The organism is uncultured Roseobacter sp. (assembly GCF_947491795.1).
In the GTDB taxonomy this organism is placed as follows: Bacteria; Pseudomonadota; Alphaproteobacteria; order Rhodobacterales; family Rhodobacteraceae; genus Roseobacter.
In genome coordinates, this window is record NZ_CANLKW010000003.1 from 1 (window position 1) to 20,237 (window position 20,237).

A 20,237-nucleotide genomic window follows, 5' to 3' on the forward strand; every position below is an offset into this window, starting at 1 on the left:
GCTCCGCAAGGGCTCCGCTTAGCAGGCCTTGATGGCGACCAAATCAACAGAAAGATACAAGAACGGATTCTACACCCAAACGGCCCGGATCAAGGGGCTGGGCCAGAGGCAATACGGGACTTCTTCGGTGGGATGTCCGACGGCTGATCCGAGCTTCAGCTATCGCGGTGAGGACGTCGTGCAGACGCTCGAACGGGTCTGCCGGAAGATCGAGTACCCAAGGGCGATAAGGTTCGACAACGGCAGCGAGTTCATCTCCCGCGATCTCGACCTATGGGCGTATCCGAAAGACGTCACGCTGGACTTCTCACGGCCGGGCAAACTGACAGACAACGGCTTCATTGAAGCGTTCAACAGCAAGCTCCGAGCGGAGTGTTTAAACGCGCACTGGTTCATGAGCTTTGCAGATGCCCGCTCAAAGCTGGAGGATAGGCGTATGCACTAAACCCCACAGCGTGATCAGATACAATGTCCGGATTGCCGGTATTATCCCGATGGCATCACCAGCCCGTCATCTGAGGCAGCCGGAAAAATCCAGATTCCGGCGGTCCAAGGTTGGGGAGCAGAGCAAAGATCCGCAGACTCCCGTTATAAGTGAGGGAGCCTCAGGGGGCAGGTCAATGGACCAGGGGCTGATCATGCACAAAAAGTCAAATTGGCTACCAAAGTGGGGCTCATCGAAGCCATTCACAAAGCAACTCAAAACTTGATTTCAATGTCATCTTCTTTTTCAGTCACCAAAGCTACGGATACAGCATTCACAGCGGAGAGATCCGTCATGAATGTGTAAAACCCATGTTGGCCGTCGATAGGCGATAGCAACGAAGACGAATACATCACAATTTCTCCACAAGACGCATTCTCTTTGAGAAATTCCGCGTTCCCGCCGTCAATTGTCGCAATGGAACCAATCACATAGGCGGCAAGGTTAGGATCAAATTCTCCGTTCAAAGCACCATCGTTCATCGGTTGTAACTGACGTTCCCCCACCGGTGACAACGGGAGATTGACGCAGTCTTGCGAAGAAGACCATACCAGCGTTGAGTCATTAGAAGTGCTTGCGGCTGGGACACTATACTTATCGATCAATGACGCGCTGACCCGGTCTTGTGGCCATGGTGCATCGCTGCGCAGGAGGTGACGGTTCACAGCCATCACCGGGCCCGTCGGACTATAAGACATAAGGGTAATGGCTTGACTTGTACCACCGACAAAGTAGGTCCGAATGAAATCGAATGCAGGCTCGCTGTTGCCTTCAGGCGCCTCCGTTTCATAAACGACAGTAACATCAAATTCGTCGTTGATGATGGCTTCTGCCTCCTCCATGGACATGCCGAGAGAAATGCCTACGGTGTCACGCCCGGTTCCGGCAAATGCAACGTCCTCAACGACCGGCCAGATCCCATCATTGGCATTTGCCTCGTCCGATGGCGAAAAGGCTGCGGGTTGAAGTTTGGCACCTGTTGCCAGTGCCGCAATACCTCTTAAGTTTTCAACAACGTGTTCCGGCGAAACACCCGCAATATTGTTGCGATGAGCATTGTAATAACGCGTTTCAGTGGCCAACCCATTCAATACCATGATTGGAACGCCATCTCGACCAGTTGTCATCGAAACCGATTGCAATTCGAAGTCGATTTGACGCGTCTGATAGTAATATGGCTGGTTCGCAGACTGCGCTCGCACCAAACCAACGCCATCGAGTGAAATTGCTCCCATCAAGGCTTGCTGATTGCAAGACTGCCGCTCTCCGCCCTCCATAGCACCAAGGAAGTACAGATTGTCAGGCATCGTGGTCGCATCACCCATTACCATAGACGCCTGTTGCACCTGGGCGCCCGTGGCAACCATCGCCGTTGTATCGAGGCCCCATTGACCGAGCACGTCATAATCGCCGCGCAACAGCGCAACGTCACGGCAGCCCGATGCGCTGACGTCATTGCTATGTGTCACAGTGAACTTGGTGCCGAGAGCCTCTGCACGGGCCTTGATCCAATTGCGATAGCGATCACGGTACAGCGCGACTTTTGCCATTTCAAAATAGCGCAGATCCTCAAAGAACCGGACCGGTACAAATCCCCTACTCTGGTTTTCGTAGTGGAAGGTTTCGGCCATCAGGTCGTCGAGACCAGCTTCCAATTGATCATCGCTCATTTGTTTGACGCGGAGAAGCTGAATCATGCTGGCATCGAAGGGCACCCGCTCTTTCAACTCAGGAAAATCGGCTGCGGTGAACTTCTCGTCAAAGAAATCCTCGTCTGTGTCGAACTTGCGATGCGCCAACACTGCCCCACCGGGCAGATTGGGTTGCGCAAAGATCACTTCCATCGGCTGCAGCATAAGATCGAAACCATTTTCTCGGTTTGCGACCTTGCTAGCACCCACCGGCCGTGCTCGTACAAAATACTGAATGTCCCGTAGATTGCCTTCTACAATCTGCCGCGCCACATCTTCAGGAACTGAAAGAGATTCGAAAATCTCGGCACCTGTCAGTTGAGGGTTCGCGTAGGAATTAAACGGTGACTTTTTTCCCATGGTCAGCCGCTGTGCTTGCATATTTGCCAGATCGAATGGGAAGTTCTCCGTTGCACGGTCATATCTGCCCAGTCGCGCCGCTCCTTGAAACCAAACATCGCCAGTCAAGATTGTTTCCCAATAAGCTTCGGCTTCACTCACTCTCTGATCTACGTCGAACTCATTGGCTTGTAAGACATCTCTGTGAGTCTTGATGACCGCCTGTTTTACATTGAAATCCTCGATCAAATTCACTGCGCTCTTGAGAAGCTGTGCCGGCTCCGCCAATTTCATATTCGCCAGAATTGCTTCGGGCCCGTCGCCCAGCGTCGGCGGGCCATCGAACTGAGGTTCCTGGATCATTGCCGCTGGTTCGAATTGTTTCAGCACCTGCGTCAGTGCAGCATCTCGGAACAGCGCGATTTGGTTCAACGTCGCGCGACCCGGGCGAATGCCAGTCTGTCTCGCATGTTCACCACTTGGATCGAATTGCAACTCATGCTCTGTGCCGTCCGCGCCCATATCGAACGTCGCGGTCCACCCCAGATAAATCCGGTTGCCGCCATTCATCGAATCGCGCAGGGCCCGGGCCTGATCTGCCGACATCTCCAACCGTGTTGGCAAGGCGGCAAGCCGGTCCGCTGACACCAGTGACGCTTTGTGGTTTCGGCCTTGGACGTGCACGACGCGTGGGGCAATAGCCTGGCCTTGCCCAACGCCATCGTATTGGATCGGAAAGAATTGGTTTTCGAAGTCATAGGAACCAAGACGCGCGCCCATCACCTGAATGACCGGGACCGGCCACTCTGGCACTGTTGCCAAAACGCGCGGATAATAGGTCGATAAGAATGCCTGCTTTGCATCCTGTGCTGCAAATTCATCCGGGAAAACGTTCTGCAAGGAATTCAGGTCGTTATACGCGGCGTTCGGACGCAGATAACCCAGGCTTTGTGCGCCATCACCAAAGAACTGTCGCTTTTCTGGCTCTGTCATCACCCGCGCCGCAACAGAAACGAAGTTCATATCTTTACCGGCGAAGTCAGGGTTCAATTTCAGCCATGTCAGATAGGTAAGTTCATCAATCGCCTCCGAATGGTTTGTGTTACCGCCGGGAACAACCTCATTCATGACTTGCTGGCCGTACTGACCTGCGCTCAACAGCAGGTGGCCGTTCATCACCGGAACACCCCGATCTTTCAAAAAGGCGAGAACTGGCGTACCTGCGCCACGTGCCGGACCGCTGTCCAATTGGAAAGTGTAGATCTCGTTTTGCACCTTGGGCTGCGTTTTGTAGGCGTTGTCCGCCAAGTTCAGCGTTACCTTGTCAACCGAGAATGTCGTCGCGACATCGCGTGCACCGAACTGACCGGTGGATTTTGCGAAATCCGCAACGCTCTTGTCTTCGCCAACATTGGAGACTTGCCCCCAAACAACACGGAACAGTCGTTTTTTGCTCGCTTTGACATAGTCGATCAACTGCGCCGCTTCTTCGCGCGTGATCTTCAGGATGTCCGTACCGGGTAGATCTGAGCGCATGGTCGCAAATGCAGACAAATATCGCGTTCTATACTGCCAACGGAAGTCGGTTATATCTTGGCCGATCAATTGCAGCCCCTGCCCGTCGATGTACTGCCCCAAGCTTACATGTTGATAAAGCGCAATTGGATATGGGTTTGCGGCGGAGATGGTTGGGCTATTGGAGATTTCAGCGGCAAGCGTTTTGCGGAAGTCGCTTAACATGTCTTCACGTTGAATATCATTACCGCTGTTGTAAGCTTGGCGCAAAGCTGATTTGCTGTTTAGCGGGTGGTCCTGATCAAACCAAGAGCGAAGGTTGTTCTGATCACTCAAGAGCTCGGGCCGTGCCTTGGCCATCTGCATTGCCATAGTCCGCTGGACGTTCTGCATCCCCTCAACTGGTCGGTCGGAAAGATGAACGTAGTTCGATGGATCAACCGGCGGCGGCTGCGTCGACGCAGTTGAACCCGATGGTGCGGTTGCAAGAGTATTTTCACCGCCCAATTGATTTTGACCAAGACCAGGTTGTACCCCACCAAGCTGCACACCTAGCTGGTTATTGTGGTTCAATGTGGGTTGCCCAGAATTTCCACCACCAGCAAGTGCGCCAAGACCGGCGGGGGGCGCGACATTGCCTGGCGCCAATCCGTTCCCGCCAGCAGTCGGTTGCTGTCCAGCAAGGTTCAGGTTGGGCTGACCGGTGAGATTCAGCCCCGGCGAGCCTATTTGTGCAGCATTGTTGCCTCCAAAAACCGATGTACCGGCTATTGCCAGGCCTCCTGGTGCCACCAGATTGAGTGCGGGTGCGCCATGCACCTGCGTATGCAGAGTACCCAGGTCCGCTACCGATAACTGCCCGCCAACAGGTGTTCCGCTGGTCGAGCGAAACTGGTTCAGAGCCGCTTGTGACTTCGGACCCCAAACACCATCCGGTGTCCCCACATCATAGCCTAGATTGGAAAGGTAGAGCTGCGCCTCATAAGTCGCTGCCTCGGTCATCTGACCAGGCGCTGGCGGGCTGACAATCATAGAATATGCCGTGTTCATAGCGGCGTATTGCTCGGTTGAGAGTTTTCCCGTGATCGGGTAACCCCGGTCAGCCTGGAAAGCCTCGATTGCCGCGCGGGTCTTGCCACCCATCTGCCCGTCAACCGGACCAGGGTCATATCCAAGCTCTGTGAGTGCCCGTTGTGTCTGGGCGACCGAATTTCCACTTGTCGAGGAACCAGTTGTATTTTGCTGTGCCGCGTTCGAAGACTTCGACTTTTTCTTATTGTTCTTGGACAGCTCATTTAAAATAATGGCTGCAGCCGCGCCTTTCGCTACATCACCCAAGTCAAAGGCCTGGACCTGTTTTGCTGGACCAGCCGCAGCGACAGCGATGCTTAGCGCCAGGATCGAAGTCGTTCTGAAAAGCGATTTCGTCATTCTATCATCCTTCTGTTACAAAAGACATTTTTATTGTTTGCGCAGGCGCAACTCGCCGCAGCCTTCCTGAAGATAACGCGCCGTGATTTCTTCACGATCCAGGTCAAACCGGCCTTCAAAACCGAGCGCCTGATGCCCGCGCGGCTGATACATCCAATCATTTGGGCTTAAAGTGAATTCTTCGGTAGCTTCATTCACCGTCCCCTCCATCGACAGCACACCAGATTCGATTTTGATGCCATTGTTTAAAGGGAAGTAAGTCTGCATAGCCGTCAGTGTATCGTCCGGATTGACCACCACGGACACAGCAATGCCAAATGACGCCTCGCCGCATATGCCGGTGCCTTTCCAAATTCCATTGCGGCGATCAGGCGCCGGCGCGCCACCCATCACGTTTGACCGCGAAATCTTTACCACCGTGTCCATCTGGCGCTGCACCGTTGGTGTCAACGGCACCCAAACGCTTGCCACTTCCAGCGTTTCGATGGTCTCAACGTCGATCAAACGACTGTCGATGCGCACACGATCCGATAAGGGTGTAATTTCACCAACGACAAGTGCATCGACGCCCAGAAAATTTCCGAACTCCTTTGCCGACGACGGGTTGAAGAGGTCAACTTCGGACAGCTGGATCTCCTGCAACGCATTTTCCAGCTGCGCGCGTTCTATTACGCGAAATACATCATTTCCATGCGACACCATCTTACCCGTCAATGCGATCATCAACAGGTTGGTAAGTTGCGTTGTTTGTTTATCGGTTGAAACGAACGAGGTGACCGCGACGCGTTGAGACGTCTCACCGCCCAATTGAGACGCCACGAATTTCTGTGCAATTTGTTCAACAGCCTCATCAACGCTTTCAGCGGCATACGCCGTTGAGCCGGCTATCAGTGTCAAAACGCAGAAGATTGAGCTGATCAAACGCATTTATGAATTCCCTTGCGGCAGTTCGATGCCGTTGATCACAACATCGTAGAATTGTTGAGTCTGCAAATCCCGCGAGTAAATTGCGAAACGCGCTGAGAGCGACGCAGTGCTTGCGATTTGGGCAAGCTCCGCCGAAAAAGCCCCGTCATAGGGTAACAGCGTCAGCACGACAGGCGTTGGCTGGCTCGGCGTTAGTGTTACCGGCGTATCTTTCAAATAATAGGCGCAATTCGATGTGTCCAAATCCCATGCTTTATTGGGCCGGGTACAAATCGGCACACCTGTCGAATTCGCCACGTAATAGACATTACCGAATTCATCAACCAATGTTGCTGCTGGCTGCACCATTGCAACGCGACGCCCGGTTTTTTCCGTTTCGATTACCCTTAAGATCAATCGGTACGCGTTGGTTGTCGAAGGGTCGCGCACCAACCGCTGCACTTGGAACGTTAGTCCGGCAAACGTATCAGTAACGTTATCGCCCTGTTCCTGAATGCCGAAAGCGCCACCAGAAGTACCGCCAGAAGAGGAGCCACCGCCGGTAAACTGCGCCGCAACGGGATTTGACAAGATAAAAAGCATCGTAACGCACGTAAGAAACCGGATCATTTCGCCTCCAAAGGAATAAGCGGAAAACTTATGGGGATTGATATTAGACCACGCTCCCCGGATTTAGCTGGCTGATCGCCTACCCCTAATGCAGCACTCATCGTCAGGCTCATAAAGCCGTCTCCGGAGCTTTGTGCTTCCGGTGCGGATAGAGTCATATTGACGAGCGAAGATGCTCCAGCCGCCAGCGATGTAAAGGCGCTTCCCGGCAAGTACCCGTTATAGTTGGTCATGCACCTTTCGATACCATCTGATTTTAGGGTTTGACAGGTCGCCAGACCCGCAATCTGGACAACGCTGTACGTTGAACCGAGGGTATCAACCGCATTCGGAGGTGGGCCGATAACTGCCAGCCAAATCGGCTCCTCTCGCGTGTTCCTCATCTCGATGCTTACTGTTCGCTGTGCCCCAGCAGGCTTGCTGACAAAAAGCACGCGCACGGCGACGCCATTGTTTTCAACATAGTCGCTCGCCTCAGTATCAAACACTCCAGAAGAACTTGCAGTTGAGCCACTACCCGCAACCATCTGAGCATGTGCGAATGAAGAACAACAAACGATAGCAATAGAAAAAGCCGAAATTGCGCCGCGCATAATCTCCCCACAAATTCAATACCGACCAAACCCGTCAAGTAGGTGCGGCAGCCCTTAAACCAAACCAAGTATCACGCTACTGAAGACAGCTATTTTCTTGACACAGTTAAAATTCTAACGTCAGTTTTTACCTAGATCCTCTCGTGTGGCAAGTGTTTTTAAAGTAGCCAAAATTGAGTGGGATTTTAGGACTATTTGGAAATTTGAGTTTTTTCTGGGGTGGGTTGAATATGGCAAACGAACGTGATCGCCAACGTAAAAACGTGCGACGGCGTCCCGGCAACGCACCGTCGCAAAATGAGGCTTCTAGCTCTGAATTTGAAACAAGCGGGTCATCAACCTCTCAAAACACTACGCAAAACGATGGCGGAGATCACACATCGGCCGGCCGCGGGCGGGCAAGCTGGCTGATTGCAGCCGCCGCCGCAGTCGCGGTCGCCGTCGGTGCCTTCACCATGTTTGGCACGGGCGGAGGAGGTGATGTGATTACAGACGCCGAAAATCAGACGCGCTTGGCGGCGCATCAAACACTGTTGGCAACACCCGGCGGCCTGCCAGTCAAAATGGTGGGTGCGGATGAGGTAGATGATGCCCTGGCGTCCATGCCCGAATCTGTTAGCGAAGAGACGCGCGAGGAAATGCGCCAGCAGATTGTTCAGGGTGGGCTGCAGCTTGCGTGGGTCACGCTGTGGGACACTCATGCAGAAGACGGCGACATTCTGCGCTTTGAGAGTTCTAGCTCGATCCCCGTCGAGGTGCTGGCACTGAACGCGCGCACCACGATCGCCATTCCCTACCCCGCTGACGGGAACGTACTCGTGACCGGGGTCAAAGATGGCGGCGGTGGCATCACCATCGCTTTGGAAAGCGGTGCTGCGTCGATTGCTTGGCCGACAATGGCCGAAGGTGACCAGCTTCTGCTGCCGATCACACCCGGCTTCTGAGGGTCTTCTGCATGCGTGCTTTGTCGATGATCCCTTTGCCGCTCCGAATTGCTGGGCTGGTGCTGGCGGGCGTGCTTTTGTTTCGCTTGATTGGCGGCGCGATGGGATCATGGATGCTGATCATCGCGATCTTGCTTTGGCTGATGGTATTATTGACATTGGCATGGGACTTTGGCTGGCTGAATGGCTTGGCAAAAGTGCCGGGTGTTGCCAAGTTTTTCAGCTTCATGTCTGCCAGCAGAGCACAGCAGACCCATTCCGCCGAAGTAGGCCCTCGCGGGCAGTTGAGCGATGCGGATCGTACCAAACTCTTCGGCGAAGCACGGGTGCGGCTCGGCGCGTTGGAGGGCATTGAAGCAACCGAAGACGAAATTATGCAACGTCTGGTCGCGCCAGCAGAGGAAGATCCGGACAATCCATTCGGTACAAAAGCCCCAGCGATGGTCGCGTTGTTTTCTGGGCCCAGTGGCACGGGAAAATCAACCGCCGCTGTCGCCGCCGCCCAGATGCTGACAGGCAAAAAAGCTATTGAAACAGCAAATATTGTCGGTGTGCGCGCAACCGATCTGCGATCAGGTCAATACGGCACCGCCGCGCAACTTGGGCGTGGCAAGGCGGAGCAGGCACTGGGAGGCACCTTGTTGATTGAGAATGCAGGCTGGTTGCTTGCTGACGACGGATATGGTGGGCCGGGTCCGGCTGAGGACTTCGGTGCCGCTCTTCTTGACGTGCTCATCCAACATCCGCAGCGCATTTTCATTGCCATGACTGCGTCAGAGCAAGATGCGGCTCGTTTGAAGCGTGCGCCCGAAGTCCAACGCTGGCTTGGCAAGCTGACGACCAGAGAATTCCGTATTGATGAGCTGCCAGAAGATACTCTTGTGGAATTGCTAGAGCGTCGGTTGGAAGACATGGGATGGGCGCTGGAAGACGACAATGCAGCGGACCAGGCGCGGCGCCTCATGCTTGAAGTAAAGGACCGCGCGGGCGCAAACTTTGACAATGCAGAGAGTTGTCGCCGTATGGCCGAGCAGCTTGTTGAATTGGTGCGAAGCGACGGCGAGGACGATGCGGTGCGCCGCAAGCTAGTTGGTCGCGAGGCGATCAAGCAAATGGACGATCAATTGGAGTAGTAGGAATGCAGGATGGGTTTCGTCGCCGGCGGCGATCAGAGCGCGCGAGCGCACCAAAGCGTGGGGATGGCCTGGAGCCAATCCTAGCCGAGATCGATGGGCTTATCGGACTTGAACCCGTGAAGCAGGAGATTTTCCGGCTTGTTGATTTTGCCCGGGTCGTTTCACTCAAGAAAGACCGCGACTTGCCGGTTGCAAATCTGACTTTTCATATGGTTTTTACGGGTCCTCCAGGAACCGGTAAAACAACAGTCGCGCGCTATATCGGTCGCTTGCTTTACGAGTTGAAACTGCTGCGCAAAGAAAAGCTGATCGAAGTTGACCGGTCGGCTCTTGTGGGCACTCATTTGGGTGACACCGCTCGGCTTGTTCAAGACAAAGTGAAAGACGCTCTGGATGGTGTTCTTTTCATTGACGAAGCTTACACACTGGCGGGCGGTGGTGGCGCGACGGGAAAAACGGATCCGTTCGGGCAAGAGGCCATTGATACGCTCTTGAAGCTGATGGAAGATCATCGCGAGCGCCTCGTCTGCATCTTTGCCGGTTACACAACAGAGATGCGCCGCTTTGTCGAAGCGAATCCCGGTCTCAAGTCACGCATTTCGCGCACGGTCGAATTCCCATCTTATGATGGCGACGAATTGTATCAGATTTTTGAAAGTCTCGTGACAAAGAATGGCTTCAACATGACAGACGAAGCCGCTGATGAGGCAAGGAAGGTGATCGACGACTTGGCGCGCAATGCCGACGAGAACTTTGGCAATGCGCGTGAAGTGCGTCAGTTTTTTGAAGCTTTGCAACCCATCCAGGCCGAACGCATCGCGGAGCATCTGGACGAAGTCGACAGTATCGATCAGATCGACAATGAGACGCTGATGCGGATCGAAGAAGACGACATAACCTACTACGCCGAGCATATTTAAGGAACTTTGCCGATGTCGCTCGGAACCCAGGCCACACAGCTTTGGAAGCGGTCGCGCCCGTTTCGCTTCTCTTCAATTGCCGCCGTGTTGATGACGGTACTGGCCGTCGTTACCGGGCAAAGCTGGAACAATAACACGTCCCCCCCACAGCAGAACAATCCGACCCAAAACAACACCGTCACCCCCAACAACCAGCAAGTGAACAGCCAAGGTGGCGGCGGCAGTTCACAACAGGCGATGGTGCAATGCGGCCCCGCAGGTTCAACGCAACTGGCGGCTCCACTTGTTGTCGGCAACTCCCAACCACGTAACGTAACGGCGGTTCAGCCTTCAACAAATCAGGCTCAGGGAGGGGTGCCCCTGGCTGTGATCGGACGATTCAACCAGTTTATTGTAAAAGTTGATGCTGCAAAAGTTGAGCCGCGGCGCGGTGAAAGCTGCGCCCTGATGGAGGGTGCACTTGCTATTCTCGAAGCAGGCGATCGTGCGTACGATACCTGTTTTCAGGACGCCACTTCAAAACTTCGGGACGCAGAAAGCTGTGCCAACACCCATTCGGCGTCGGAACAGCGCTACGACGCTCTATTGGCGACACATACCGCATTTTCATCGGAGCCGTCCTCTTCCAACATTGCCGCGTTGGCGCTGGCGCAGTCCGATATGACAGATTATGATAAGGCCCGCGAACGTTGGCGCGAAGTCATGCCGATCATTACAGAAGCGCGGGCCGCCAGCGCGTCGATAGCGGAAAGCGACATTCGCATCGAACGCCTGGTCGGGGCAGCGAACGCCGCCCGGTCTGGAGGTGCAGCTGAAGTCGAGAAACTGGCAGCTGCAGCAGCGCTGGATCAGTTGGATATTGCACGGCTCACGCCCGAGCAGGAAGCGATGCTGGACGCTGCGCGAGCAGCACGTTCGACGGTACAGGATAGTGATCGTCGGCTTGACGCATTAGCAGTCGCCGTCCAAAGCATCGCAGGGGGTAGCTCGGACGTAAGGGCAGAGTTGATTTCCGCTGTCGGCGCGCTCACGCCCTTGGACGTCGCCCGCGCGGATCCGACACAAACCCAGACGATCGCGCGCGCGCGATCTGAAGCAGCGCGCTTTGCGCTTAATGACCTAGTAGCGGAGGCTCGGGGCCTAAGTCTCGCAACGGCTTCCGCCGAACAACATCAGCGCCTTGTCGATCTGGCCGCCATTGTCACCAGCCATGGCGGGATCACAGAGCCGACACCGGAGCATACGGCCGCTCTCTCCTTGTCGAATGAGGCAGCAGCGGCACTCGCCCGGTCAGACCGCCGTCTTGCAACAATGTCCGCAACAACGGAAACAGTGCGCGCCGGCGGCCCATCGGCCATGGGTGAGGATGTTTTAAAAAGCTACGACGCCATTACCGACTTCGACAAAAGCAGAATGACCGAAGATCAGAAGTTCGAGTTTGACGCGCTGAGAAAGGCACGCGAAGTCACCATCACGTCCCGAGAAGGGGAGCTCACACGAGCCGTGCCGATCTTTGTCTCTGCGGAAGGAGCCGGACCAACGAACGAAGCTCTCAGAGCATTTTACGATGGTCTTCAAAGGGATGGTTTTAATCTGGTTGATACGCTCGAAGCATCTGCTGTGCACTTGAAACTTCGCGTCGGAGAACTCCGCGACCAGGACAACAAGGTTGGCAACATCACTGTTAAAACTGCGCGAATCGACATTGGCCTCAGCGGCGAATGGACAATTGCCGACGATCTGCTGTTTTCGACATCTTCGGAGGGCGTCGGTCGCGGTCGCGACGCGTTGGACGAAGCGTTGAACGCCTCAATCGACGCGCTGATCCAGGCAGTCCAAAACGAAGCAGCGGGGGGCTAGCAGTTGCAGCGCAAGGTCACTTCCGCCGATCTGACGGAAGCAAGCATCACCTTCTGGGGCGGCTTTGCGGGGTCTTTGGCGCTCTGTATTGCGATTCACTTCATCGCTCCCGGTTTTCGAAATGACGATTTTTTGCGCATGGTGCTTGTTGTGCTGTTTTTTGGGTGCCTTGCTTCGGCAACATGGAGTTTGACCAAACCCTTTGCCGATTTCACCAGTGCCAAAATGCGCTGGCAGTATGCTGAAGCAGGTCCATCCGTCATGCAATCGGTAGAGAGATACTTGGTACGCATCAATCGTTACGTAGCAATGATCGGCAATATTCTGACCATCGGGATCGGGGCCTTGGGACTTGCTGTCCTAACCGATTGGGAGCTGTTTTCACCGCTTGCGAGCTTGCGTAAGCCCCTCTACTGGATCAGTTTTGGTGCGATCGCCGCCGCGCCGTTGGCCAGCCTGGTTATGTCCAGCCGCTTGCGAGAGGCTTATATTCTGCGCGTTCAGATAAATGAGGAGATGGAAATCTCGGGCACAAAGACACGCGACACAACTCATCTGGCGGAGGAGCGCGCGGAAGCTGCACGGGAGGCGGTTGAGGTCACAGCCCCCATGTCCTTCTGCGCTGGCGGTTATGATTGGCGGGTCCCTGACTTCTACAAGAACGTTGCGATCTTCGGCCAATCCGGGACAGGTAAGACGGTTTGCGTACTGAACGCACTGCTTGACGGCTTGTTGGGGGCAACGGGTGCTGCCGGTCAACCAGCTGCGGCGCTGATCCTCGATCCAAAGGGGGACTTCCGCGACAAAATCGATGCTCTTGCCCAACGCCATGGCCGCAAACGTGATCTGCTGATCATCGATCCTGATCAGCCCAAGACCTCAATGCGGTGGAATCCGCTGGATACGGACGATGACGCACAGGAGGTAGCAGGTCGCTTTGCTGCCGTAATGGAGACACTGAATCCATCAGGCGGCGATGACGCGTTCTGGATCGATAACACAAAACGTCTTGTTCAAAATCTGATCGCGCTGTTACGCTTTGCCCGCCCAAACGAGCCGCCGTCGCTGATCGAAGTGTACGAGGCCGCGATGTCGGATGAAAAAATCAAAGCGTGGGGCAAACAGGTTCCTGACGGTGTCTATGACGGTAATGTCGAAGTGTCTCGCACCTTTGACTACTTCTTTGATGTCTGGTTCACGATGCCAACCGATACGCGAGGGACAGTGCGCAGCTTCGTGTCGAATATGCTGGGCACGTTCTTGACACCCCCTTATGACGATCTTTTCTCAGGACATTCGACCGCTCAGATTGGTGAAGTCATCGACAAGGGTGGCATCCTCTATGTCAATATGCCGATTGCGGACAAAGAGGTAATGTCGCGTGTCGTCTCTACATTCATCAAACTCGAATTCTATCGCGAAGTTCTTAAGCGGCGCGACAAACCGCGCCCGTCCTTCTTTCTCTGCGACGAATTCCAATCCTACTTCACAACCGGCCAGGGCCGCGGCGATGCGGATGCCTTTGAGCGGACCCGGCAATCCAATCACGCGAACATCGTGGCTTTCCAGAACTTGAACGCGCTTTTCAAACAGACAGACCGTCAAGAACCTGTGCTGAACATGCTGGGCAACTGCGGGACAAAGATATTCCTGCGTAACACCGAACGCGAAACCAATGAATTCGCCTCTGATCTCTTCGGCGAGCATATTGAAACAATGACAGGGGCAAGCGTGAACGTCGCGCAGGGCGCGCGTGGACGCGGGAGTGGCGCCGCGATTTCCAACACCGCCCAGTACTCGGCCCGGGTCAAGAAGGATGAATTTGCGAACCTGGGTGTGCCGAGCCGCGAAGAAAACGAACCCTTTGCAGAAGCTATCGTGCACTTGGCAGCGCGGTCAAAAGTTGAAATGAAAAAGATGCGCTGGAAAGTGCATCCGATCGTGGAGCGATAAGGCATGCTACTTCGTCTCATCGTTGTCCTCGCAATTCTGTACTTTGGCTACAAATTTGCCTCCGGTGCGCTATTCGTCGTTGAAGCCGTGTTAACAGACACCTTCGCCTGGATGTTTGAGGACTACTGAGTGGCCGAACCAGACAGTAAAAAGGACGAGCGTGCAGGAAAAGTCTTCGTTGCGTGCGACTCGCCCAACTCTGCTGCACGCGCGACCGGAGGGCAGGTGTACTCTGTCAAGGGCATCAATTTCGCCACCAACAAGCGGGGCGTATCAGAGAAAAATGCTTTTATTCTGACAATGCAAGATAAGAAAAATCTGTTGTATGTACGCGTCAGCTACAAGGCCTATGCAAAGCTCGTCGATGACGCGGCCGGTGAAAACGTTTTTGAACGCTTCGGCAACCACCGAGATCATGTCGCAAGCGCAGAAAACAACAAGTCTAAGCTGGACAAGAACGATGACCTTTATGTCCTGATGTCCGAAATTCCGGCTTCTGTTAACCAATCCGCCGGTAGCGAGGAAAAGACATCTCAAATCGACTTCGCGTTTTTTCGCTCGTCGCGTGGTCAATTGCCCGACGGCGGTCTAGCGGTTCCCGCAATGCCCCGCGAACTACGAAAATCACAAGGAAAAATGAAGTCGGAAACTGCAGACCTGTGCGATACGGACCCGCTCGCGAACGACAAAATCGCGAAGGCTTGGCTGCAGGATCCAAAATACCAAGAAAATCTTGAGACGATGAAACATCGTCTGATTTGTGACGGGCAATCTATGGAAATCCCGACTTATCGCCCCCAAAAAATTGAGGGCGAATTCGCTTGGGATCGTCATAAGATAAAAAAGCAGGTTTCAGCAAAAAACGACCGAACGGAACGCGATACAGAGCGCAAAATGAAGAAGTGAAGAATGACCCAATCCATCATTACGACGCTACGTACTACAACTACCTTTGAAGATTCTCCTGAAGCCACTTTTTCGGGAGAGGTTAGCATACGGCTTCTCGGCATTGATCGTATAGAGCTCGTGATTCCGCAGACGCGTTGCGAGATCGGTATCGAGCGCGGCTCTGACGAGCATGGTCAACCGGGCTGGTACATATACCCGGAAGACACCAAGCAGTGGGACAACGGGCAGCCTGTCGAGGAAGAGGAACGTGTTGAAATCACAAGGCTTCTTACTGCTGCTCTTTCAACCATGGGCTATCAGGTCTGGACCGACTGATGAATGGGGCGCGTCACGAAACGGTCGAAGCGTACAAGAAGGAAATCGACAATAATCGCAACGACATCCGCCCGCCGACAAATGGCGCTGTCTTTTACACGAACAACGGTCGCGACAAGGCTCGTGAGCATGTAGCAGAACAGCGGGCTCGAGGGAAAGATACTCTAATACTTGAGCAAACCGAGCACGGGAAAAAACTTGATAGCGACCGCCTCTTTGATCGCTCGGACCCACGCACGAACCAGTTGGAGCTAAACGAAGCCAAACGGATCAATCAAGAAACGGGCAAGGTCAGCCTCAACAAGCACAACGCGGCGACCAAAGTCTGGGATCACGAAAGCAAGACCTACGGTGAACAAGCGACTGGTCGCGTAACGGTTGTCACTAATGACCGAGCGATCAAAGAGAACTCTTTCTTTGCCCGCAATGAACGCGAGGCGCTGATCAGAAACGAAAAGGTCACCCATATAAACGGGGTTGAGCGCAAGGAACTCCAGGCAAAACTGGACGCCGTTGACCATGCCAAGTCCCGTGAGGCGAATGCAATGACAGCCGCGCAACGTGAGAGGGCCAAGTCCGAGCACAACGAAGCACTGCGCGACCTCAATGGGGTCATTGAAAGGAATGACCCAACACGGGACAAAGCCAAAGAAAAAACAGAGCCCATTGTTGAACGGAAATCTGCATTTGAAAAACGACAGGAGTCGAAAACCACTGTCGACTCTGCACCACCAACAAAGAAAAAATAGGGAATTTCGCTATGTATCTCAAAGTTTTGACGGTTTTGACAATACTCGCCCTGCCCGGCGGTGCGATTGCGCAGATGGCAAACAATGGCGGCACGACGGCGCCGGCAAATACGAATGCTTTTGGGCAAAGCGAGCCATTCAAGAACGTAACAACAGTATTTGACGGGATCACTTTCAATTTGACTCGCCTGATAGCTGATCCAACGTCCGACAGCATGTACCGCATAGTTGGCACCCTGCAGAACTCGGGTAATTCAGAGATCGAAGTACTGTTTTTTATTCCGGTGCCGACGCTGGTCGATGAACTTGGGAACATACTAGATGCCAGCGCAATTTCCGGTATTGACGCCTGCAGGACATCTGCGGGGAGGTGGGAAGACAGCATAAACGAGTGCGGCAGAGTAAGAAATGCTCAAAAAGCATCCCGACTTGCCGCGAATGTACCGGTCACGTTTTCGGTTGGTTTTTCGCCGTCTGAAACAAAGTACAGCGCCGAGCTTGCGAAGCTTTCAAACACCGTTACTGCACGTATCCATTTCATTTACACACTCGACGAGTTCAAATCGATGCAGATCGCCGAAGTCGTTATCCCCGGCATTCCGCTGCCGCAGTAAAGGAGGTTTCTTATGTTTTTTCGCTTTTATACAACAGCCCTGATTTTTCTGATGCTGACTACCGCTGCCCTCGCACAATTGGTCGGAAACAACGGTAACACACCGTCACAGGGCGGTGCTGATCTGACAGGCATAGAAGGCTCTTGGGGGGGATATGCAACGTGCAATAGCGGAAAGGACGCCTACGCCGCCTTCCTCGAAATCAAACCATCTGCCAATGGGTTTCTGGTCGAAAATCTTACCATGGCGCGCAGTTCAAAATGGCGGCGGCAGTATGAAGCCATCACATTACCCAACGACAAATACGTTATTACACCGTTCGGAGAGGGCGGGACCTCAGATGCTGAACTCTCAAACGGGCGATTGGTTTGGAATGCGCGCCAAAGCGATTGCATCCATGTCTACTTTCGAATTGAAGCTCTACCTGCAGGCATAAGCCTAGACTAGCAAAGGCTTTGCGCGAAGCCGACGGCCTGCACGTACCCCCAGCCATTCGCGGCGAGATAGGCTGCGGGTAGCGCAAGCAATTTGAACGTCCAGGGCGACCACTTCAGCGTCTCTGCCAAAACTGTCACCACCGCATTGAAAGTGAGCGACAGCCCAATGGTAATCGCGCATTGGATCGCCAGAAACAACGCAAATCTCCACTCACCCGACTGCGCAAATGCAATGACAAAGCCAATGGCTAAGGTCGGCCCCAACGCAACTGCCCAGATTTGAAAGCTGAGAATCGGGATAAACATGTAAATCAGGCATGCAACGAAGATGACAGTTGACCAAGTGTTGAAAAAATCAGTCGCAAGCCCGCTGGGCGGTTGGGTGTGAGGACAGGGAAGCGCCTGTGCAAGACCGGAGGCCAAAGCCAGGATCACGCCAACTCCAAACGCGACCATCAAGAGACGCAAGAGGATCATCACTTGGCCTTCTTGTTAAACTCCTCTGTCACTGTCCTACTTTTTTCGGGATCCTGAGACTTTTGCACATCTTGTGACCGCTGCGCTTGATGTCGGTCGAACGCAGGTGCACTTGATCCACCGGGCGCCGGGCCGGCTGGCTGGTATGTGGGTTTGGGCTCTGGGTCATCAGGTTTGTCCAACTCGACCTCTTTTTCCTTTGCGGCCTCGTTGAAATCGTTCTTTATCGAATGCTCTTCCCATCGCGACATATGCCAAACCTTTAATCCACCCAAAATATGTTCATAAGACTACGGCTTGGATGAACCACCGTCCATCCACTTCCCAATCTGCATTGGCTTTTCTCCAGTTGTGTAGCCTGCTGCTGGTTTCGTTGACGGCAACTTAAGCTTTCATAGCTCGCTCCTCGAATGTGATAGGGCTTAGGTACCCGATGGTCGAGTGTCGGCGCTTCGGGTTGTAAAACCATTCGATGTAATAGAAGACATCTGCCCGCGCCTGCTTTCTGGTCCTATAGGTTTTGCGTTTGATCCGTTCTGTCTTCAGCGAAGAGAAGAAGCTTTCCATCGCAGCGTTCTGCGCCTTCAAACGATCCCCCGGATCGTTTGATCCGCTGGCGCGGACCAGCTTGAACTCCCAGACATTCCCGGAACGGCTCATTAAGCAGGTAATGCCATGATCTGCCATCAGCCTTTGGAACGGTTCACTGATATATTGGCTGCCCTGGTCGAAATGGTGCAGCAGCTCCTTTGGTCTTCCCCTGCGCCACATCGCCATGATCAAGGCATCCGTAACCATCTGGGAGGTCATCTGATCACTCATCGACCAGCCAACAACGCGCCGGGAGAACAGGTCGATGACTGCTGCAACGTAGAGCCACCCTTCCGCAGTCCAGACATAAGTGAAGTCGGCCACCCATTTCTGGTTCGGGCCATCCGCATCGAACTCATGTTCAAGCACGTTGGCAGCTATGACCGACCTCGTGCCCTCGTCTTTAGGTGGTTGTCGACGCTTTGGACGAGCTCTGAAGGCCGCCTGCCGCATCAGTCGCTCGACGCAATGCAACCCGCAGGAATAGCCCTCTTCAAGAAGATCGTGGCGGACCCGCCGCGCGCCGTAGGTTCGGTCCGATCGCAGAAAGCTCGCACGGATCGCCGCCGAAAGCTCTTCGTCGCGGATCGACCGGTCGCTGCGCGGTCGCGTCAGCCAGGCATGGAAGCCGCTTCGTGACACACCGAGCGCATCACACATCCAACTCACTGGCCAGAACCCTCGGTGCTTCGCCACAAACCCAAACATCACAGCTGGTCCTTGGCGAAGTAGGCGTTCGACCATTGCCCTCGGACCAATGGCGGAAAATGGTCTCACCCTTTTTTAGGATGTCGCGCTCCGCCTTCAGTTTGGACACTTCGCGCCGCAGACTTCTGAGCTCCTCTTGCTCTGGCGTCAGTCGGCCATTTCCCGGAAGTGCCGCCGGACCATCAGCCTCAGAAGCACGCACCCATCTCCGAAGTACCGTGGCATATATTCCAAGGTCCCTAGAGGCTTGCGCTGCGCTCACACCTCGTTGCTTCACCAAATCCACCGCCTCTTGCTTGAACTCGCGGCTGAACATTCTTCTCGTCATTTAGATTCTCCAGTTTCATAAACACCTTATCTCGGTGTCCACGAAACTGGCAGCAGGCCAGGTCGTACCATCACCCAAATTGTTATGCTCATTGCATGTTCGACGCAGGCCGCTGAAAGGTTTGTAGCAACGCCTACCCTGAGACGGCCCAACTCACAGTACTGTAGTCGGTTTCAAGATCGACAGCGATGTTGGCCAACGAGGGCAGGAACATGTTGAGCGACATGGGCGAAAACCCTGTCAACAGGATCAACGTGATCAAATGCGGAGGTGTTCTTGTGCGGTTCATCTCGGTTCTCTGAGCCCTAAAAGCAAAGAAGCCCCCGAGGATGTCGGGGGCGCATGGAAACGGATATGGAAAACCTTATCGGACCATGCAGCTCTTGCTTACTACGACGACGAAATTAAGAGGCATGATCTCTCTCCTTGTCCGAAGACTAGTAAGTTTGGCGGCGGCAGGCAACAAGCAAAGCTGCCCTTCATACCGAGCGCAGCATTTTTCACATTGGGCTCAGGGTCCGCATTTGCCGCAGTTTGAATGAACGACGGCTTCAGCGAACAGATATGCCTTCTCGAGCACAACCGCCTGGTAAGACGCGGCGCTGTGGGTCACGGTCACCGGAGAACTCTTCCGCTACTCGGTCGTTGGTCAGCGGTCGGACAATCGGTGGATACGTTGGCGAAAGCACTCGTTACTCTGAGTACAG

General features: G+C 54.1%; 17 protein-coding genes and 2 pseudogenes. 12 read left to right on the forward strand and 7 right to left on the reverse strand.

Going from position 1 to position 20,237, the window contains the following annotated elements; genetic code table 11:
* Positions 1–145 precede the first annotated feature (145 nt).
* Positions 146–436: pseudogene (locus tag Q1A34_RS12020) on the forward strand (integrase core domain-containing protein); the annotation flags it as partial.
* Between the two features lie 263 nt (positions 437–699).
* On the opposite strand, the gene Q1A34_RS12025 reads toward Q1A34_RS12020, so the two are convergent.
* Genes Q1A34_RS12025 through Q1A34_RS12040 form a run of 4 tightly spaced genes read right to left on the reverse strand, consistent with a single transcriptional unit; the run spans position 700 to position 7,589 of the window.
* A complete protein-coding gene (locus tag Q1A34_RS12025; RefSeq protein ID WP_300034152.1) occupies positions 700–5,460 on the reverse strand; it encodes a peptidoglycan-binding protein in 4,761 nt (1,586 codons plus the stop codon).
* Positions 5,461–5,490: 30 nt separating this feature from the next.
* Positions 5,491–6,387, reverse strand: coding sequence for a FlgO family outer membrane protein (locus Q1A34_RS12030; protein ID WP_300034154.1), 897 nt, complete (start codon positions 6,385–6,387; stop codon positions 5,491–5,493).
* Positions 6,388–6,996 (reverse strand): hypothetical protein, encoded by a 609-nt coding sequence (locus Q1A34_RS12035; protein ID WP_300034157.1) that lies wholly within the window; start codon positions 6,994–6,996, stop codon positions 6,388–6,390.
* Positions 6,993–7,589: a hypothetical protein gene (locus tag Q1A34_RS12040; protein ID WP_300034159.1), complete on the reverse strand. Its 597-nt coding sequence runs from the start codon at positions 7,587–7,589 to the stop codon at positions 6,993–6,995. Before Q1A34_RS12040 ends, Q1A34_RS12035 begins: the two co-directional genes overlap by 4 nt.
* A gap of 230 nt (positions 7,590–7,819) precedes the next feature.
* On the opposite strand from Q1A34_RS12040, the gene Q1A34_RS12045 reads away from it, so the two are divergent.
* The 11 genes from Q1A34_RS12045 to Q1A34_RS12095 are packed head-to-tail and all read left to right on the forward strand — an operon-like array spanning position 7,820 to position 17,436.
* Positions 7,820–8,533 (forward strand): hypothetical protein, encoded by a 714-nt coding sequence (locus Q1A34_RS12045; protein WP_300034160.1) that lies wholly within the window; start codon positions 7,820–7,822, stop codon positions 8,531–8,533.
* A 26-nt stretch (positions 8,534–8,559) separates the two neighbouring features.
* The gene (locus Q1A34_RS12050; protein ID WP_366942861.1) at positions 8,560–9,666 is read left to right on the forward strand and encodes an AAA family ATPase; all 1,107 of its coding nucleotides are present in this window, start codon (positions 8,560–8,562) and stop codon (positions 9,664–9,666) included.
* Positions 9,667–9,671: 5 nt separating this feature from the next.
* On the forward strand, positions 9,672–10,589 hold the full coding sequence (locus Q1A34_RS12055; protein ID WP_300034164.1) for an AAA family ATPase: 918 nt from the start codon (positions 9,672–9,674) through the stop codon (positions 10,587–10,589).
* Between the two features lie 12 nt (positions 10,590–10,601).
* Positions 10,602–12,449 (forward strand): hypothetical protein, encoded by a 1,848-nt coding sequence (locus Q1A34_RS12060; RefSeq protein WP_300034166.1) that lies wholly within the window; start codon positions 10,602–10,604, stop codon positions 12,447–12,449.
* 3 nt (positions 12,450–12,452) lie between these two features.
* Entirely contained in the window at positions 12,453–14,402 is a 1,950-nt protein-coding gene (locus Q1A34_RS12065) for a type IV secretory system conjugative DNA transfer family protein (RefSeq protein WP_300034168.1), read from the forward strand.
* A 3-nt stretch (positions 14,403–14,405) separates the two neighbouring features.
* The gene (locus Q1A34_RS12070; protein WP_300034170.1) at positions 14,406–14,531 is read left to right on the forward strand and encodes a hypothetical protein; all 126 of its coding nucleotides are present in this window, start codon (positions 14,406–14,408) and stop codon (positions 14,529–14,531) included.
* Positions 14,532–15,308, forward strand: a complete 777-nt coding sequence (locus tag Q1A34_RS12075) for a hypothetical protein (RefSeq protein ID WP_300034172.1) — start codon at positions 14,532–14,534, stop codon at positions 15,306–15,308.
* A 3-nt stretch (positions 15,309–15,311) separates the two neighbouring features.
* Positions 15,312–15,626 carry a hypothetical protein gene (locus Q1A34_RS12080; protein ID WP_300034174.1) on the forward strand — a complete coding sequence of 105 codons (315 nt, stop codon included), beginning with the start codon at positions 15,312–15,314 and terminating at the stop codon, positions 15,624–15,626.
* On the forward strand, positions 15,626–16,375 hold the full coding sequence (locus Q1A34_RS12085; RefSeq protein WP_300034176.1) for a hypothetical protein: 750 nt from the start codon (positions 15,626–15,628) through the stop codon (positions 16,373–16,375). The genes Q1A34_RS12080 and Q1A34_RS12085 overlap by 1 nt, the downstream gene beginning before the upstream one ends.
* A gap of 11 nt (positions 16,376–16,386) precedes the next feature.
* The gene (locus Q1A34_RS12090) at positions 16,387–16,989 is read left to right on the forward strand and encodes a hypothetical protein (protein ID WP_300034178.1); all 603 of its coding nucleotides are present in this window, start codon (positions 16,387–16,389) and stop codon (positions 16,987–16,989) included.
* A gap of 12 nt (positions 16,990–17,001) precedes the next feature.
* Positions 17,002–17,436 carry a hypothetical protein gene (locus tag Q1A34_RS12095; RefSeq protein ID WP_300034180.1) on the forward strand — a complete coding sequence of 145 codons (435 nt, stop codon included), beginning with the start codon at positions 17,002–17,004 and terminating at the stop codon, positions 17,434–17,436.
* Here the strand turns inward: Q1A34_RS12095 and Q1A34_RS12100 are convergent.
* From Q1A34_RS12100 to Q1A34_RS12110, 3 genes and pseudogenes are all read right to left on the reverse strand, one after another.
* A complete protein-coding gene (locus Q1A34_RS12100) occupies positions 17,433–17,903 on the reverse strand; it encodes a hypothetical protein (protein WP_300034182.1) in 471 nt (156 codons plus the stop codon). The genes Q1A34_RS12095 and Q1A34_RS12100 overlap by 4 nt on opposite strands.
* Positions 17,903–18,154 carry a hypothetical protein gene (locus Q1A34_RS12105; protein WP_300034184.1) on the reverse strand — a complete coding sequence of 84 codons (252 nt, stop codon included), beginning with the start codon at positions 18,152–18,154 and terminating at the stop codon, positions 17,903–17,905. The genes Q1A34_RS12100 and Q1A34_RS12105 overlap by 1 nt, the downstream gene beginning before the upstream one ends.
* A gap of 133 nt (positions 18,155–18,287) precedes the next feature.
* Positions 18,288–19,530: pseudogene (locus Q1A34_RS12110) on the reverse strand (IS3 family transposase).
* Between the last annotated feature and the right edge of the window lie 707 nt (positions 19,531–20,237).

Bases quoted from the DNA above. Each gene is read 5' to 3' on its own strand.
- Q1A34_RS12035 (WP_300034157.1), bottom strand. From the start codon at position 6,996: ATGATCCGGTTTCTTACGTGCGTTACGATGCTTTTTATCTTGTCAAAT.
- Q1A34_RS12095 (WP_300034180.1), top strand. From the start codon at position 17,002: ATGTTTTTTCGCTTTTATACAACAGCCCTGATTTTTCTGATGCTGACT.
- Q1A34_RS12090 (WP_300034178.1), top strand. From the start codon at position 16,387: ATGTATCTCAAAGTTTTGACGGTTTTGACAATACTCGCCCTGCCCGGC.
- Q1A34_RS12100 (WP_300034182.1), bottom strand. From the start codon at position 17,903: ATGATCCTCTTGCGTCTCTTGATGGTCGCGTTTGGAGTTGGCGTGATC.
- Q1A34_RS12055 (WP_300034164.1), top strand. From the start codon at position 9,672: ATGCAGGATGGGTTTCGTCGCCGGCGGCGATCAGAGCGCGCGAGCGCA.
- Q1A34_RS12025 (WP_300034152.1), bottom strand. From the start codon at position 5,460: ATGACGAAATCGCTTTTCAGAACGACTTCGATCCTGGCGCTAAGCATC.
- Q1A34_RS12080 (WP_300034174.1), top strand. From the start codon at position 15,312: ATGACCCAATCCATCATTACGACGCTACGTACTACAACTACCTTTGAA.
- Q1A34_RS12050 (WP_366942861.1), top strand. From the start codon at position 8,560: ATGATCCCTTTGCCGCTCCGAATTGCTGGGCTGGTGCTGGCGGGCGTG.
- Q1A34_RS12060 (WP_300034166.1), top strand. From the start codon at position 10,602: ATGTCGCTCGGAACCCAGGCCACACAGCTTTGGAAGCGGTCGCGCCCG.
- Q1A34_RS12085 (WP_300034176.1), top strand. From the start codon at position 15,626: ATGAATGGGGCGCGTCACGAAACGGTCGAAGCGTACAAGAAGGAAATC.
- Q1A34_RS12070 (WP_300034170.1), top strand. From the start codon at position 14,406: ATGCTACTTCGTCTCATCGTTGTCCTCGCAATTCTGTACTTTGGCTAC.
- Q1A34_RS12045 (WP_300034160.1), top strand. From the start codon at position 7,820: ATGGCAAACGAACGTGATCGCCAACGTAAAAACGTGCGACGGCGTCCC.
- Q1A34_RS12030 (WP_300034154.1), bottom strand. From the start codon at position 6,387: ATGCGTTTGATCAGCTCAATCTTCTGCGTTTTGACACTGATAGCCGGC.
- Q1A34_RS12040 (WP_300034159.1), bottom strand. From the start codon at position 7,589: ATGCGCGGCGCAATTTCGGCTTTTTCTATTGCTATCGTTTGTTGTTCT.
- Q1A34_RS12105 (WP_300034184.1), bottom strand. From the start codon at position 18,154: ATGTCGCGATGGGAAGAGCATTCGATAAAGAACGATTTCAACGAGGCC.